Raw genomic sequence first — 14780 nt, forward strand, 5'->3', positions numbered from 1 at the left:
CGCGAGGCGTGAGGCGTGAGGCATGAGACGGGAGGCGTGAGGCGTGAGGCGTGAGGCGGACGCTAGGGCTCCTGGACGGGCACCCGCCACACGAGCGTCGTCCCGCCACCGGGCGGTGAGGTCGACTCCAGCTCCCCGCCCAGCTGTTCGGCGCGTTCGGCCATGTTGCGCAGCCCGCTGCGGCGGCCCTCGGCCGGGATGCCCACACCGTCGTCGGAGACGGTCAACCGGAGGTCGCGACCGTCGGTCGCCAGCACCACGTCGGCACGGGTGGCGTGGGCGTGCCGGGCGACATTGGTCAGGGCCTCCGAGAGAACGGCCACCGCGTGCTCGGCGACGTCCTTGGACACGTGGGTGTCCAGCAGCCCTTCCATCCGCACGCTCGGCGCGAACCCCAGCACCGGTGCCGCCTCCCCGACGACGCGCACCACGCGGGCCCGCAGCCCGGAGCCGGGTGTGTCCTCGCGGGCCCGCAGGCCGAAGATGGTCGACCTGATGATCTTGATGGTCTCGTCGAGGTCGTCGACCGCCCGCAGCACGCGCTTGGACGCCTCGGGGTGGTCGATGAAACGGCCCGCGCTCTGCAGCGTCATGCCGGTGGCGAACAGCCGCTGGATCGCGAGGTCGTGCAGGTCGCGGGCGATCCGGTCGCGGTCCTGGAGGACGGCGATCTGGGCCGCGTCACGCCGGCGGTCCGCGAGCTCCATGGCGACCGCGGCCTGCGCCGCGAACGCCTGGAGCGGTTCGATCTCCCGCCCGGAGTACGCGGGATGTCCCGCCTCCCGCACCAGAAGGACGACACCCCGTACGCCCTCCCCCGTCCCGATGGGCACGGCCACCCCGGGACCGAGCCCGGTCACCCCCGAGGGGACGGCCGCGGTCCACGTGTCCCGTGAGACGTCGGCGATGGTGGCGGGGACACCACTGGTGAAGGCCCGGCCGATCAGACCGTCGTCCGCGGGCGCCAGCAGTCCGCGGTAGGCCTCGGCTGCCTCGCCGATGGCCAGTTCCACGGTCAGTGAGCCGGTGCCCTCGACCGGGACGGCGACGAGCGCGAGCACGGCGGTGGTGATCTCCCGGGCCCGTTCGGCGATCACGCGCAGCACCTCGCCGCGCTCGATGCCGGACATCACGCCGTGCGTGATCTCCGCGCTCGCCCGCAGCCAGCGCTCCCTCAGCCGGGACTCCTCGTAGAGGCGGGCGTTGTCGATGGCGACGCCCGCGGCGACGGCGAGCGTCGACAGGACCGACTCGTCCTCCTCGTCGAACTGGGCGCCGCCGCGCTTCTCCGTCAGGTACAGATTGCCGAACACCTGGTCGCGCACCCGGATCGGGACACCGAGGAAGGTGTTCATCGGCGGATGGTGGGCCGGGAACCCGTAGGACGCGGGATGCTCGGAGAGCTTCGCCAGCCGCAGCGGCTGCGGATTGGTGATCAGTTCGCCGAGGATGCCGTGCCCCTCGGGGTAGGGGCCGATCCGGGCGATCTGTTCCTCGTCGACACCGACCGTGTGGAAGGCGGACAGCCGCTTGCCGTCCGAGCCGATCACGCCCAGGGCCGCGTACCGCGCGTCGACCAGGACCGCCGCGGCCTCCACGATGCTGCGCAGCGCCTGCTCCAGGTCGAGTTCCCGGCCGACCGAGAGCACCGCCTCCAGGAGGCTGTGCACCCGGTCACGGGTGCCGCGGGCCGCGTCCAGCCGGGCCTGCAGCTCCTCCAGCAGCTCGTCCAGCCTCAGCTGCGGCAGCCGCACCCGGGCCCGCTCGAACTCCTCGGAGCTTGCCACCTGCGATCCTCCCGGTCCCGTACGCCTTGCTGCAGCCGACCGTGCCGGTTTCCTGCCACGGTATCGGTCCGCCGGAGCGAACGGTACGGAGCCCGGGACTGCCCGTGCCGCGGCCGGGTTCAGCGGCCTTCCTGCCGGAGCCGGTCCTGGGCCTGGGTGGCGATGACGGCGGCCTGGATGCGCCGCTCCACGCCGAGCTTGGCCAGCAGCCGGGAGATGTGGTTCTTCACGGTCTTCTCGGCGAGGTACAGCCGCTGCCCGATCTGCCGGTTGGTGAGTCCCTCACCGATCAGGGCGAGGATCTCGCGCTCCCGCTCGGTCAGGCCCGGCAGCGCCTCGGGCTCCTCCTCCTGCTTCTGTCCCTGGCGGAGCCGGGCCATCAGCTTCGTGGTCGCGCTGGGGTCGAGCAGCGACTGGCCCGCGGCCACCGTACGCACGGCCGACACCAGGTCGGAGCCCTGGATCTGCTTGAGGACATAGCCGGACGCCCCGGCCATGATCGAGTCCAGCAGGGCCTCCTCGTCGTCGAAGGAGGTCAGCATCAGACAGGTCAGCTCGGGCATGCGGGAGCGCAGTTCCCGGCAGACGGTCACCCCGTCGCCGTCCGGCAGGCGTACGTCGAGGACGGCGACCTGCGGACGCAGCGCGGGGACCCGGACCAGGGCCTGCTCGACGGTGCCAGCCTCGCCGACGACGGTGATGTCCGGTTCGTCGTCGAGCAGGTCGCGCACCCCGCGTCGTACCACCTCGTGGTCGTCCAGCAGGAAGACCCTGATCGGGTCGTCGGGGCCGGGCTGTGCCGCGCCGTCCGCCATCGAACGCTCCTCGTCCCGTGTGCCGTGCCGGTGCCCGCCAGCGGGTCGCATCGGCCTCTCCTGGAGATCCTTCTCGTTCCCGGGCCGAAAGACCAGGGCCGATCGGCCCTCTTTCGCCCCGGCCGCGCTCCCGAGGGGCCGTGCGCACGCCGGGCAGGGCCGAACGGCCCTAGCCTTCCCCCGCTGCCGGGCGTTCCATCGATCTGTCCTCCATCCTTCGGCAGGACGCACCATCAGCGCCGCAGCTCACGGAAGACCTTCATGACCATCAAGAGGGAACTGGACAGTTCCGAAGCCCTGAGACTGCTCGCAGGGGTGCCCCTGGGCCGGGTCGTCTTCACCCGTCACGCGCTGCCGCAGATCCGCCCGGTCAATCACGTGGTGGACGGCGGCGACATCGTCATCCGCACCCACGAGGGCGCGGCCCTGACCTCGCACACCGGCCAGGCGGACGGCCAAGGCGTGGTGGTCGCCTACGAGGCCGACCTCATCGACCCCGACACCCATCTCGGCTGGAGCGTCGTCGTCACCGGCTACGCCCATCTGGTGACGGACCCGCGGGAGCTGGCCCGCTACCGGGCGATGCTGCGCCCGTGGGTGGAGCAGACGATGGACTACGCGGTCCGTATCCACCCCGATCTGGTGACCGGGATCCTGCTCACCGCGGCGGACGCCTGAACGCCCGCACAGGGGCCGCGCCGTCCGTGCGGCGTGGCCCCTGTGCGGGCCGGCGGACCGTTCACATCAGCCAGCGGTTCCGGCTGACGAAGGGCAGCCTCGCCCAGGCCCTGCCCAGCCCCCAGGTGGCACCGGCGCCCGCGGCGGCGAGGGCGATCAGGACGATGGCGTAGACGACGTGGTAGTCGGTGAACGGGTTGGTCGACATGCTCAGCGACCCGTCGGACAGGTGCTTGGCGGGCGGCCACTCCGCGATCCACATCAGCGCCATCATCGCCGTGCCGGCGACGGCGGCGAGCCGCAGTCCGATGCCCGCGATCAGTGCGAGCCCGATCCCGAGGAGACCGAGCATGAACAGCCAGTTCGCCCAGCCGGCTCCGGCCCAGTCGTGGAAGGTCGACTCCATCGGGCCGGCGGCGACCCCGCTCAGGAAGCCCTTGGTGGGCGAGCCGCCGTCGATCCAGCCCTTGCCGGACGGGGTGGCATAGCCGAAGCCGAAGGTCTTGTCGAGGAACGCCCAGAGGAAGACGAACCCGGTCAGAATGCGGAGCACGGCCAGTACGTACGGGCTGGTCGCCGTCGCCGTGGTGACAGCGCTCGCCTCGGTCGAGGAGCTTGCCGTGCCACTCCTGCGCAGGGACGGGAAGCGGAATCCCGGGTGACGGTGCGGATGATCGTGAACGGCCATGGTGCTCATCCCTTCCAGGGGGTGACGCTCGGCACTGGACGACTGTCGTCGCACCCTCAATGTCCCGCTGCGCCGGCCGGAAGCGGAGGGGCTGCGAGGCCCGGGGCGGAGGGCCGAACGGCCTTGTCCGCCGGGCCCGTTCAGTACCGCAGGGCAGAGTGGGTGTGAGGGTCATCCGGGAGCTCGCGGATCTCCCGGCCGATGATCTCGTCGGCGTCCACGCACACCCACAGCTCGCGCCGGCCGCCCGCCCAGGGGGCGCTGTACGCCCGTTCCGTCAGCCGGCGGACCGTGCCGGGGTCCTCCGGATGCCGAGCCGTGCCACGGACGAGCACGCTCCAGCCCCGGCTCATGGCCTCGTCGATGTGGTCGACCTCGAAGGCGATGCGGTGGCCCACGGCCTCGGTGGGAGCGGTGGAAGGTGCCGTCCGGAAGGTGATCGTGCCGTCGACGACGGTGTAGTTGACGGGCAGGACCGTCGGCCCGTCGGCCGTGGTCAGCGCGATGCGGCCCACCCCGTGCGTACCCAGCCGGCGGCGGCACTCCGCGTCGCTCAGCGCGACCAGCTCGGCGTGCCGGGCCGCCTGTCCCCGGCCCGGCGGGGCCTCGGTCCCGCCGCCGGTGAGGGCGGTGACCTCGGTCTCCAGCGCGGCGGCGAGCCGCAGCAGGGCGCTCCGGCCCGGGATCGCGGCGGAGGACTCCTCCAGGTAGCGCAGGTAGGAGCAGGACATGCCCGCCCGGTCGGCCGCGTCGGCCCGGGTCAGCCCGAGTTCGGTGCGTCGCTGTACGAGGCGTCGTCCCAGATCGCCTCCGGGACGTTCGGTGCGAGCCGCCGTACCGGATGATGTCGTGTCGGCCACGATCACTCACCTCCTGCTCGTACCGGACCGCCGCCGCGGCCCGGGGAGGACCGGCTCCTCGTCCGCGGTCCTCCTGACGTCCCCCTGGGATGTCTCTGTTTCAGCATCAACCCCGATCGTCGGTGCACGCTTGGGCCGGTCGGCCCTTCCGCCGTCCCGGGGTACGAGGTTGTCTCGGATCATGTACAAGGACCACGAGGAGTCGACGCCCTGCCACACGGAACGTCGCGTCGGCGGCACGACCGTGGTGGAACTGCGTGGTGAGATCGACCTGTGCACGGGGCCGCCGCTCTCGGCCCGCCTCGACCTCCTGACCGCCGGCGCGTTCCCCGATCTGGTGCTGGACCTGCGTCAGGTGTCCTTCATCGACTGCAGCGGACTGCGCGCCCTGTGCCGGGCCCGCAACCGGGTCCTCGCCCGCAGCGGTCGGCTCCGTCTGGTCACCGACAGCGCACGCCTGCTGGGCATGCTGCGAAGCGTGGATCTGGGCGAGGCGTTCGAAGTACTCTCCCGCCCGCCCAAGCATGCAGCCCCCGGGCGCCGTCCCCGTCGGCTAGCTGAACGCGCCGCCGGCTGAGCGGGCCCACGGGGCCGTCGGTCCCCCGTCTGCGGCCGTTCGGCGCGGTCGGCACCCCTGCGGCCGTTCCGGCGGACCGGGTTCTCGCGCGCGGGCCGAACGGCCCCTCCACCGTCCGCACTTGGGGCCCGAACAGCCCGGCGACGCCGACTGATCGGCCCCTGCCGTGGTGCGCGCCGCGATGCCACCTTCCTCACAGTGACGGACAGAAGGGGGCGCGACCGATGCGCGGCAGCAGGCGTACGAAGCAGTGGTGCCGGCGCTGGCGGAGCAACCCGCTGCGTCGACGTGACGACGTTCTGGAGGCCTGGCTCCTGCTGGTCGTCTGGGTCCTCGTCACGGTGGGCGGGACGCTCGTGGGGATGGTGGCCGCCCGCGCCGCCGATGAGACCTTCGCCCGGCAGCGCGCCGACCGGGCCCCCGTCCGGGCGGTGCTCCTGGTCGACGTGCCCCGGACGACCGGGGCGAGGGGCACCGTCTACAGCGACCGCGCCGCGGCGAAGGTCCGCTGGACGGCCACGGACGGCACCCGCCGCACCGGCAGCACCCTGGTGGACGCCGGACTGACGGCCGGTTCGCCGGTCACCGTCTGGACGAACCGGCGGGGCGACCTCACCAGCCGGCCGCCGGGCCCGACCGACGCGGCCGTGGAGGCGGGCTTCCTGGGCGCGGGGGCCGGCCTCGCCCTGAGCGGCCTGGTCGTCGGCGCCGCAGCAGTCGCGCGGTGGCGGCTCGACCGACGCCGGATCGAGGGCTGGGCCAGGGAATGGGACACGGTCGGGCCGGAATGGGGCCACACGACGGCCTGACGCTTCCCCTTCGGTGCAACTATGAAAAAATCGCCCCATAGCGGCACCGAAGGAGCAGTCCTGTGAGCAGCCCCGCCGACGACTCCGGCTACGGGAACATCCGGCTCGACCGCACGGGTCAGGCCGCGGCTTTCGACGCCCTCGGGGACCGTTACGACGAGGCCTTCCCGCACAAGGAGGGGCAGGTCGCGGCCGCCGAATGGCTCATCCGGTCGCTGCCCACCGGGGCCCGCGCCCTTGATCTGGGCTGCGGCACGGGCATTCCGACCGCGCTCCAGCTGGCTGACGCGGGCTTCGAAGTCGTCGGCGTCGATCTGTCGGACGGGATGGTGGCGCTGGCGCGCAAGAACGTGCCCGGCGGACGGTTCCAGCAGGCGGACATCGCCGATCTGCGGGCGGGCGGCCCGGTGGACCTCGGCCGCTTCGAGGCGGTGGCGGCCTTCTTCTCGCTGCTCATGCTGCCGCGCGCGGAGATCCCCCTGGCCCTGCGGACCGTCCACCACCTGCTGGTGCCGGGCGGCCTGTTCGCGCTGTCGATGGTGGAGGCCGACGTCGACGACTTCTCCATCCCGTTCGTCGGGGAGAGCATCCGGGTCTCCGGCTATCTCAGGGAGGAACTGCGCGAGGTGGTCGAGGCGGCGGGCTTCGAGATCATCGACGAGTCCTCGTTCACCTACGCCCCGGCCTCCGCGGACGTCCCGCCCGAGGTGCAGATCTTCCTGCGCTGCCGACGGAGGCAGGCCTGACGACTCCTGTTCCGGCCGCCCCCACGCGGGCCGGCGGGAAGGACACGCATGACGAAGCGCCTCGGGAGCGGCAAGCGCACCGGCGGCAAGGCGGCCGGGTCGCTCGGTCGTGCCGCCGCCTCCCGTCGGCCCATGCGCTCCGGCCCTGCGCCCGTGGCCGGTGACCGCCCCGCCGAGGGCCGGACCGAGGCGCAGACGGACCGGCTGCGGTACCTCGACGCGGCGACCCGCAGCATCGCCCGCGGCATGGACCTCGACGAGACGCTGTCCGAGCTGTGCCGGGCGGCCGTCCCGGCCTTCGCCGACACGGCCCTCGTCCATCTGTACGACCCGCTGCCGGTGGGCGACGAGACCGGCCCCGTCCCCGGTGTCCTGCGGCTGTCCACCACCGAGCAGACGACCCCGCAGGCCCTGGGCTCCGCGGCCGAGGCCGTCCATCCCGCCGTGGGCGGCCCGCTGGCGACCCGGCTGCGGGACGGCCGGCCGATCTTCGGCGACGCCCCGAACGCGGCCGCCACGGTGGCCGAACTGCTGGGCGCGGCCCACGCGCCCGCGGCGCTGCCGCCCGGCCGGCGCCTGATCCTCGCCCCCCTGCACGGCCGTAGCCACGTCCTCGGCAGCGTCACCCTCCTGCGCGGTGCCGACCGTCCCGGCTTCACCGACGACGATCTGCTGGTCGCCTCCCAGCTCGCCACCCACACCGCGCTCGGCATCGACAAGGCGATGCTGTACGCCCGCGAGGCGTCCGTCGCCGACGCGCTTCAGCGCACCATGCTCCCGCCGTCGCTGCCCGAGCCGCCGGGCGTCCGTCTGGCCAGCCGCTATCTGCCGGCCTCGCGGACCGCGCAGGTGGGCGGCGACTGGTACGACACGATCCCGCTGCCCGGCAACCGGGTCGCGCTGGTCATCGGCGACGTGATGGGCCACTCCATGACGTCGGCCGCGATCATGGGGCAGCTGCGGACCACCGTGCAGACCCTGGCCCTGCTCGACCTGCCCCCCGTCGAGGTGCTGCACCATCTCGACGAGCAGGCGGGACGGCTGGGCACCGAGCACACCGCGACCTGTCTGTACGCCCTCTACGACCCGGTCCTGCAGCGGCTGCTGGTCTCCAACGCCGGCCATCTGCCGCCGGTGCTGCTGCATCCCGACGGGCACGGGGAGATCCTGTCCGTCCCACCCGGGGCCCCGATCGGGGTGGGCGGGGGCGGTTTCGAGTCCACCGAGATCCACGCGCCGGCCGGGGCGACCCTGCTGCTCTACACCGACGGCCTGGTCGAGTCCCGCGACTCCGACGTGGTGACGGGCATCGAGAGCCTGCGGGCCCGGCTCCAGTCGGCCGCCGCCCGGGACCCGTCCCCCACCCTGGAGACCCTGTGCGACGCGGCACTCGGCACGCTGGGCGGGGGCGACCGCGACGACGACGTCGCGCTGCTGGCCGCCCGCTTCGAGGGCCTGCTCCCGGAGACCGTCGCGTACTGGTACCTGGCGCCGCGTGCGCAGACCGCCGGCCAGGCCCGCCGGCTGACCCGCAGGACGCTGGGCCGCTGGGGGCTCGACTCCCTGATCGAGTCCACCGAGCTCATGGTCAGCGAGGTGGTGGCCAACGCCGTGCGGTTCGCCTCGCGCCCGATCACCCTGCGCCTGCTCCGCACGGATGTGCTGCGCTGCGAGGTGGGGGACGACTCCCCGGTGGTACCGAGGATGCGGCACGCCCGGTTGAGCGACGAGGGCGGCCGGGGACTGTTCCTGGTCGACCAGTTGTCGCAGCGCTGGGGGGCGACGCGGCTGAGCACGGGAAAGGTCGTCTGGTTCGAGCAGCCGCTCCCCGACGCCGCCCCTCGGTGAGCCCTCCGGTCAGTCCGCCGGGCGCCCGCCGAACCGCCAGTCATGGATCTCCACGCTCTCGTACCGCCCCGCCCGCGCATACGGCTCGCCCGCCATCATGGCCTCGGCGGCCTCGCGGTCCGCGAGCTCGGCCAGCACGGCGGTGCCCAGCCAGGTGACCCCGTCCTCGGCGAGCAGCGGCCCGTACGCGATCAGCCGGTCGCGGAAGCCGTCGTCGAAATAGCGCCGCTGCGCCGCGTCCAGCTCCTCCAGATCCGCGGCCGCTTCCGGCCCGCCGTGCGCGATGATCAGGAAGCGACCGAATCCGGCCGTCGTTCCCGTGTACTCCCACATGGTGCGCCCCAGGGTGTTCCGCCAACGGCGGATGAGCACGTCACGGTAGACACCGGCCTTGTAGTTGGGTTCCTCGAACGCGAACCGCTGCGCGGCGGCCGCGTCGGGCAGGTCGACGATGTGCATGCTGCCGCTCACACCGTCGCCCTCGGCCGGGAACGTGGGCCCGCGCGCGATCATCTCCTCGGCATAATCGTCCATGAACGACCAGTGGTCCTCGTTCAGTCGCATGCGCAGGTCGAGGGAATCCGCCCTGTCCCGGCAGTAGATGAAGTACTCCATGTCGCTCCCCCTGAGAGGTCGTCGGTCCGGGTTGGCCGGTTCACATCCTCTCCCGGCGTCGATCTTCTAGGGTCCGTGGCCATGACACGCTCTTCGGGTCCGTCGCCGTTGTGGCGTGACCAGCGCTTCGTCCTGCTGCTGTGCGCACGCGTCGTCTCCGTGCTGGGCAACGGTTTCGCACGCGTGGCGCTCGCGTTCGCGGTGCTCGCACTGCCGGGGGCGGGCGCGGGCCGCCTCTCCCTGGTCCTGGCCTGCCAGGCGTTGCCACAGTTGGTGTTCGTGCCGGCGGGCGGCGTCATCGCGGACCGGATGTCGCGGTCGAGGCTGATGGTCCTGGCGGACGTGCTGGGCACGGCGGCGTACGCCGGGCTGGCGGCGATGGTGTTGAGCGGTCACGCCCCGCTCGTGGGCATGTGTCTGCTGGCCGTCGCCGCCGGGACGGCCACCGCTCTGTTCGCCCCCGCGATGGACGGGCTGATGCCGCTGCTGGTGTCGGCCGACCGACTGCAGCGCGCCAACGGGCTGCTGCGGATGGGTACCAACTCGGCCCTGCTGCTGGGCCTTTCGCTGTCCGGAGTGACCGTGGCGCTGGTCGGCGCCGGCTGGGCCCTCGCACTCAACGCGGCTTCCTTCGCCACGAGCGCCGCCCTGACGGCCCGGCTCCCGGTGGCCTCGCGACCGCGCGCCAAGGCCTCCGGCTGGACCGAACTGCGCGAAGGATGGCGGGAGTTCGCCTCCCGGCAGTGGCTGTGGGTGGTGGTGGCCCAGAGCGCGGTCGTGGTCGCCGCGCTCAACGCCAACCTCGGTGTCCTGGGACCGCTGACGGCCGACCGGCACCTGGGCGGGGCGCGCGCGTGGTCGGTCGTGGTGGCCGCACAGGCCGTGGGGACGATCGCCGGGGCGGGGCTGGCCGCCCGGGTGCGGGTGCGCCGCCCCCTCCTGGTCGCCGTGGCGTGCATGTTCCCGGCCGCCGTCCCCATCGCGCTGCTCGCCGTGCGGGCGCCGGTGTGGGTGATCGCCGCGGCGATGTTCGTCGCCGGTGTCGCCAGTGACGTCTTCGGGGTGCTGTGGTCCACCACCGTCCAGCGGGAGATCCCCGAACACGTGCTGTCCCGGGTCAGTTCCTACGACTGGTTCGGCTCCCTCAGCCTCGCCCCGCTCGGTCTCCTGGTCGCCGGACCGATCGCCGCCGCCGTGGGTCTCGGCCCGGCCCTGGCCGGTTGCTCAGCCCTGGTGGTGCTGGCCACGGCGGGTGCCCTGCTGTCACCGCAGGTCCGTACCCTGCGCTCCCCGGCGGGCAGAGTGTCGGCCTCCTCCCTGGAGAACGCCGGTTCCTAGACTCGTGGGTCGGATGCGAGGGAGGTCGGCATGCTGCTGGACGCGGAGTCCGACGGATGAGCGGTGAGAACCCGGAGACCGTGGCGGCCCGGCTCACCGGGCGGGCCGTGGTGGCGCGGCGACGGCTCACCGGTGCGGTCACCGAGGTCGCCCTCGATGGTGGGCCGGTGGTCGTCAAGGACGCCGGCAGCGCGGGGGCGGCGCGTGCCGAGGCCGCGGGCCTGGACTGGCTGGGCCAGGCCGGTGCGGTACGGGTGCCGGGGGTGCGCGGGCGTGAGGGACAGTGGCTCGCGACCGGGTCGGTCCCGGAGGGGCGGCCGGACGCCGCGACGGCCCTGCGGTTCGGCCGTGAGCTGGCCACACTGCACGCCGCCGGAGCCGACGCCTTCGGTGCCCCGCCGCCCGGCGGTCCGGCGGACGCGTACATCGGCGCCGCCCCGATGAGCAACGTGCCGGGTGACAACTGGCCCGACTGGTACGCCCGGCACCGAGTCCTGCCCTACCTGCGTACCGCGGTCGACGAGGGCACGCTGCTGTCCGCCGAGGCCGCCGTGATCGAGCGGGTCTGCGAGCGCGTCGACCGGCTGGCCGGGCCCGCCGAGCGGCCCGCGCGGCTGCACGGCGACCTGTGGAGCGGCAATGTGCTGTGGGGCGCCGACGGCCACGTCTGGCTCATCGACCCCGCGGCGCACGGCGGACACCGCGAGACCGACCTGGCCATGCTCCAGCTGTTCGGCTGCCCGCACCTCACCCAGGTGCTGGAGGGCTATGAGCAGGCGGCGCCCCTCGCCCCGGACTGGCGACAGCGCGTCGGCCTGCACCAGTTGTTCCCGCTCCTGGTCCACGCCGTCCTGTTCGGCCGCTCCTACGCCGAACAGGCACTCGCGACCGCCCGCCCGTACGCGGGCGCCTGACTCCACGCCGACGGCGGTTGCGGAGGCCCGACGAGCGGGTCGACGGGTGGGCACGACATGCTCCTTCATCGGTCGCTTCCCGGTCGCCGGAACTTATCGGCCCGGCCGCTAGTTTCTACGTTGCTGTAGAGATCAGGGGGCGTCGGTCCGTCAGCGGGACGGACCGGGCCCGTCAACTTTGGGGAGTACCGATGGCTCTGTGGGACCGCATCAAGGAATCCGCGTCGACGATGCAGACCCAGCTCGTGGCGAAGAAGAACGACCTCAAGAGCGGCGCGTTCCGTGATGCCAGCATGGCGATGTGCGCGCTGGTGGCCGCCGCCGACGGCACGGTGGATCCCTCCGAGCGCCAGCGCGTGGCCCAGCTGATCGCCACCAACGAGGTTCTTCAGAACTTCGACGCCATGGACCTCCAGCGGCGGTTCGACGAGAACCTGAACAAGCTGACCACCGACTTCGCCTTCGGCAAGGTCAGCGTGCTCCAGGAGATCGGGAAGGCGAAGAAGAAGCCGGCCGAGGCGCGTGCCGTGATCCAGATCGGCATCGTCATCGGCGGCGCCGACGGCGACTTCGACAAGACCGAGCAGGCGGTCGTCCGCGAGGCCTGCTTCGCTCTGGACCTGCCGCCGCACGAGTTCGACCTCTGAGGTCCGGCGCCCGGTGGCGCCTCGTCACAGAGGCGCCGCCGCGCGCGGGACGAGGACCGTCGTCACCGCGGAGGCGGCGGAGGACATCGCCGACGCGACGGCACATCGCCGGCCGGTTGCGCGGGCGCGAGGGGCGCGGCCGCGACAGGACAGCCACCCGGCGCGGCACCGGCCCGGTCAGCGCCAACCTCGCGACCGTAGGCACCGGCGTCCCCCGGGCGGCCGTTTTCCGCTCGGCGGACCGGAGGCCGGCCGGCAGCGCCGTCGTCACGCCGATCCGGTTCCCGGATGCCGCCGGGCAGGGCCTAGGCGTACGGCTCCCCGTCCGGCCGTACGACGACCTCCGTACCCGGCAGCCCGGTGTGCGCGCCGCCGCACCCGCCGGTGCCGCCACAAGGGTGCGACCGCCCGCCACGGCGACCGCCGACAGCTCGGGGATCGCGGCGCGCCCGGCCACCTCGCCGTAGGCCATGACCGGGATCCTCGAGGAGCAGCCCATCGGCCGGCTGGGCGGCGCGGTCGAGGCCGACGGCCGTGCCGTGGCTGTGCAGCCCCGGCGCGAGCTGCGTCGCCGAAACCGCCCTGCCCGTCGACGGTGGCTTCACCGCCCACTGAGGCAGGTGCGCCCATACGCGACCCACGCCGTGGCTGACCGGCGTGACGGCACCGCCGGTCAGCCACGGACCTCGCCCTCAGCGGGGCGTAGGGGTCAACTGGTCGCGCAGGTACTGCCGTTCAGCGTGAAGGCGGTCGGCGCCGCGTTGGACGTGCTCTTGACGCCGATGAAGCCGACGGTGACCGAGCCCGCGGCGGCGATGGTGGAGGTGTAGGACGCGGGGGTGACGCTGACCTTCGCACCGCTCTGGGTCGGGCTGCCGCCCCACATGGTGGAGATCGTCTGGCCGTTGGCGAAGGAGAAGCCGAGCGTCCAGCCGTTGATGGCGGTGGTCCCGGTGTTGCGGATCGTGATCTCGCCCTGGAAGCCGCCCGGCCACTCCCCCACGATCCGGTAGCCGACCGAGCAGTTGAGCACCGGGGCCTTGCCGGTCGTGACGTTGACCGTCGCCGAGCGGGCCGAGCGGTTGCCCGCCGCGTCCCGTGCGTAGACGGCGAACGTGTACGACGTCTCGGCCGAAAGCCCGCTCACGGTCACCGAGTTGGTGGTGGAGGCGGCGACCTTCGTCTCGGTGCCGCTACTGACGCGGACGACGTCGTAGCCGGCGACGCCGACGTTGTCGGTGGACGCGGTCCAGGTGAGGGTCGCGGAGGTGGCCGTCACCGCCGAGGCGCCCGGGGTGCCGGGGGTTGTGGGTGCCTGGGTGTCGCCGGACCCGCCACCGCCGTAGACGGTGGCCTCCTTGGCGGTCTGGGCGATGCCGTTGGTGCCGTTGAAGATGCGCTGACCCCACGAGCTGAGCTTGTGGGGGTCGAAGTCGGTCGCGAGGTCGAGGGCCGGGTCGGTGTTGCCGCTCCAGGACCAGGCCAGGTAGCCGAGGTCGAGCCGCTCGGCGGTGGCCATCATGGTGTCCTCGTCCGGGTCGCCCCACTGGTCGGCGGGACCGCCGAACTCGCCGATGAGGATGGGGAGTCGGGCGTCGACGAAGGCGTCGAGGTAGTCGGTGATCTCGGCCGCGGTGTCGAAGACGCTGTACATGTGGATCGAGAAGATCAGGTTGCCGGTGGTGTCGGCGTCGTAGACGCTCTGGGCATTGGCGCGCATGACGCCCTGCCAGTCCTGGCCCCAGTTGGGCGCGTCCACCATGATCGTGTGCTCGAAGCCGGCGTTGCGCAGCTTCTTGACCGCGGCGATGGTCGGGGCGGTCCAGCCCTCGGGGCCGGTGTTGCCCCAGGGCTCGTTGCCGATGTTGATGATGATGTAGTTCTCCTGGCCCGCCAGGACGTCCTTGAGGCCGATCCAGTAGTCGGCGGCCTGGTCGAGGGTGCCGGCCGCGGCGTCCTCGCCGTACCCGGTGGTGTCGTGCACCTCCAGGACGCAGATGAGGCGGTTGGCCTTGCACTGGCTGACAACGTTGCCAACGTCCGCCGCGCTGTTGGCGGTCCAGCGGTGACCGTCGGCGAGGACGACACGGACGGCGTTGGCGCCGAGTGCCTTGATGTCGGCCAGCGACTGCGTCTGGTTCGGGTACCAGGTGTGGGCGTGGTTGACGCCGCGCATCACGAAGTCGTTGCCGTTGCCTTCCAGCAGCCGGCCGTTGCCGATGTGCAGCCCGGTGGCCTGGGTGCCCGGCGGCTCGGCCTGGGCATACGCGGCGGCCGGCCAGAGGGCGCCGAGGAGGGCGAGACCGAGGAGGACTGCCGCCAGCCGGGCCAAGGGGCTCTTTTCTGTCGCGTTTCTCGTCATGCTCTTTCTAGTCGTGCTTCTTGTTCTTCTCACTGCGACTCCTGGGAGTGAGCGCCAAGAAACTCAGGCGTGGGAGGAGAGAATCATGGGAGCGCT

General features: G+C 72.7%; 15 protein-coding genes. 9 read left to right on the forward strand and 6 right to left on the reverse strand.

Annotated elements, in window-relative coordinates; genetic code table 11:
- Positions 1–62: 62 nt before the first annotated feature.
- Positions 63–1787 (reverse strand): GAF domain-containing protein, encoded by a 1725-nt coding sequence (locus ACFUO4_RS32170; protein WP_383491490.1) that lies wholly within the window; start codon positions 1785–1787, stop codon positions 63–65.
- 119 nt (positions 1788–1906) lie between these two features.
- Positions 1907–2602 (reverse strand): response regulator, encoded by a 696-nt coding sequence (locus ACFUO4_RS32175; protein ID WP_383491596.1) that lies wholly within the window; start codon positions 2600–2602, stop codon positions 1907–1909.
- 261 nt (positions 2603–2863) lie between these two features.
- Between ACFUO4_RS32175 and ACFUO4_RS32180 the strand changes: the two genes are divergently transcribed.
- Complete coding sequence (locus tag ACFUO4_RS32180; RefSeq protein ID WP_383491492.1) at positions 2864–3280, forward strand: pyridoxamine 5'-phosphate oxidase family protein; 417 nt, start codon at positions 2864–2866, stop codon at positions 3278–3280.
- Positions 3281–3341: 61 nt separating this feature from the next.
- Here ACFUO4_RS32180 and ACFUO4_RS32185 read toward each other — a convergent pair whose 3' ends face one another.
- Positions 3342–3968, reverse strand: a complete 627-nt coding sequence (locus tag ACFUO4_RS32185; RefSeq protein ID WP_383491494.1) for a hypothetical protein — start codon at positions 3966–3968, stop codon at positions 3342–3344.
- A gap of 140 nt (positions 3969–4108) precedes the next feature.
- Positions 4109–4828 carry a helix-turn-helix domain-containing protein gene (locus tag ACFUO4_RS32190; protein WP_383491496.1) on the reverse strand — a complete coding sequence of 240 codons (720 nt, stop codon included), beginning with the start codon at positions 4826–4828 and terminating at the stop codon, positions 4109–4111.
- Between the two features lie 181 nt (positions 4829–5009).
- Here ACFUO4_RS32190 and ACFUO4_RS32195 point away from each other — a divergent pair, with 181 nt between their 5' ends.
- The 4 genes from ACFUO4_RS32195 (at position 5010) to ACFUO4_RS32210 (ending at position 8808) form a co-directional block, all read left to right on the forward strand.
- Positions 5010–5405: an STAS domain-containing protein gene (locus tag ACFUO4_RS32195; RefSeq protein ID WP_383491498.1), complete on the forward strand. Its 396-nt coding sequence runs from the start codon at positions 5010–5012 to the stop codon at positions 5403–5405.
- A gap of 224 nt (positions 5406–5629) precedes the next feature.
- A complete protein-coding gene (locus ACFUO4_RS32200) occupies positions 5630–6214 on the forward strand; it encodes a hypothetical protein (protein WP_383491500.1) in 585 nt (194 codons plus the stop codon).
- Positions 6215–6276: 62 nt separating this feature from the next.
- The gene (locus ACFUO4_RS32205) at positions 6277–6960 is read left to right on the forward strand and encodes a class I SAM-dependent DNA methyltransferase (RefSeq protein ID WP_383491502.1); all 684 of its coding nucleotides are present in this window, start codon (positions 6277–6279) and stop codon (positions 6958–6960) included.
- A 48-nt stretch (positions 6961–7008) separates the two neighbouring features.
- A complete protein-coding gene (locus ACFUO4_RS32210) occupies positions 7009–8808 on the forward strand; it encodes a SpoIIE family protein phosphatase (protein WP_383491504.1) in 1800 nt (599 codons plus the stop codon).
- Positions 8809–8817: 9 nt separating this feature from the next.
- On the opposite strand, the gene ACFUO4_RS32215 is transcribed toward ACFUO4_RS32210, so the two are convergent.
- Positions 8818–9423, reverse strand: coding sequence for a YciI family protein (locus ACFUO4_RS32215; RefSeq protein ID WP_383491506.1), 606 nt, complete (start codon positions 9421–9423; stop codon positions 8818–8820).
- Between the two features lie 81 nt (positions 9424–9504).
- On the opposite strand from ACFUO4_RS32215, the gene ACFUO4_RS32220 reads away from it, so the two are divergent.
- From ACFUO4_RS32220 to ACFUO4_RS32235, 4 genes are all read left to right on the forward strand, one after another.
- Entirely contained in the window at positions 9505–10761 is a 1257-nt protein-coding gene (locus ACFUO4_RS32220; RefSeq protein ID WP_383491508.1) for an MFS transporter, read from the forward strand.
- A gap of 56 nt (positions 10762–10817) precedes the next feature.
- Positions 10818–11675, forward strand: a complete 858-nt coding sequence (locus ACFUO4_RS32225; protein WP_383491510.1) for a fructosamine kinase family protein — start codon at positions 10818–10820, stop codon at positions 11673–11675.
- A gap of 191 nt (positions 11676–11866) precedes the next feature.
- Positions 11867–12322 (forward strand): tellurite resistance TerB family protein, encoded by a 456-nt coding sequence (locus ACFUO4_RS32230; protein WP_059193783.1) that lies wholly within the window; start codon positions 11867–11869, stop codon positions 12320–12322.
- Positions 12323–12438: 116 nt separating this feature from the next.
- Positions 12439–12789, forward strand: coding sequence for a hypothetical protein (locus ACFUO4_RS32235; RefSeq protein ID WP_383491512.1), 351 nt, complete (start codon positions 12439–12441; stop codon positions 12787–12789).
- 242 nt (positions 12790–13031) lie between these two features.
- Here the strand turns inward: ACFUO4_RS32235 and ACFUO4_RS32240 are convergent, their stop codons facing one another.
- Positions 13032–14684 carry a cellulase family glycosylhydrolase gene (locus ACFUO4_RS32240; protein WP_383491513.1) on the reverse strand — a complete coding sequence of 551 codons (1653 nt, stop codon included), beginning with the start codon at positions 14682–14684 and terminating at the stop codon, positions 13032–13034.
- Positions 14685–14780: the final 96 nt, after the last annotated feature.

Source organism: Streptomyces sp. NPDC057280, assembly GCF_042668605.1.
Classification (GTDB): Bacteria; Actinomycetota; Actinomycetes; order Streptomycetales; family Streptomycetaceae; genus Streptomyces.

Excerpts from the sequence above, each read along its gene's own strand:
- ACFUO4_RS32195 (WP_383491498.1), top strand. The coding sequence starts at position 5,010 with ATGTACAAGGACCACGAGGAGTCGACGCCCTGCCACACGGAACGTCGC.
- ACFUO4_RS32220 (WP_383491508.1), top strand. The coding sequence starts at position 9,505 with ATGACACGCTCTTCGGGTCCGTCGCCGTTGTGGCGTGACCAGCGCTTC.
- ACFUO4_RS32240 (WP_383491513.1), bottom strand. The coding sequence starts at position 14,684 with ATGACGAGAAACGCGACAGAAAAGAGCCCCTTGGCCCGGCTGGCGGCA.
- ACFUO4_RS32185 (WP_383491494.1), bottom strand. The coding sequence starts at position 3,968 with ATGGCCGTTCACGATCATCCGCACCGTCACCCGGGATTCCGCTTCCCG.
- ACFUO4_RS32210 (WP_383491504.1), top strand. The coding sequence starts at position 7,009 with ATGACGAAGCGCCTCGGGAGCGGCAAGCGCACCGGCGGCAAGGCGGCC.
- ACFUO4_RS32180 (WP_383491492.1), top strand. The coding sequence starts at position 2,864 with ATGACCATCAAGAGGGAACTGGACAGTTCCGAAGCCCTGAGACTGCTC.
- ACFUO4_RS32230 (WP_059193783.1), top strand. The coding sequence starts at position 11,867 with ATGGCTCTGTGGGACCGCATCAAGGAATCCGCGTCGACGATGCAGACC.
- ACFUO4_RS32200 (WP_383491500.1), top strand. The coding sequence starts at position 5,630 with ATGCGCGGCAGCAGGCGTACGAAGCAGTGGTGCCGGCGCTGGCGGAGC.
- ACFUO4_RS32225 (WP_383491510.1), top strand. The coding sequence starts at position 10,818 with ATGAGCGGTGAGAACCCGGAGACCGTGGCGGCCCGGCTCACCGGGCGG.
- ACFUO4_RS32175 (WP_383491596.1), bottom strand. The coding sequence starts at position 2,602 with ATGGCGGACGGCGCGGCACAGCCCGGCCCCGACGACCCGATCAGGGTC.
- ACFUO4_RS32215 (WP_383491506.1), bottom strand. The coding sequence starts at position 9,423 with ATGGAGTACTTCATCTACTGCCGGGACAGGGCGGATTCCCTCGACCTG.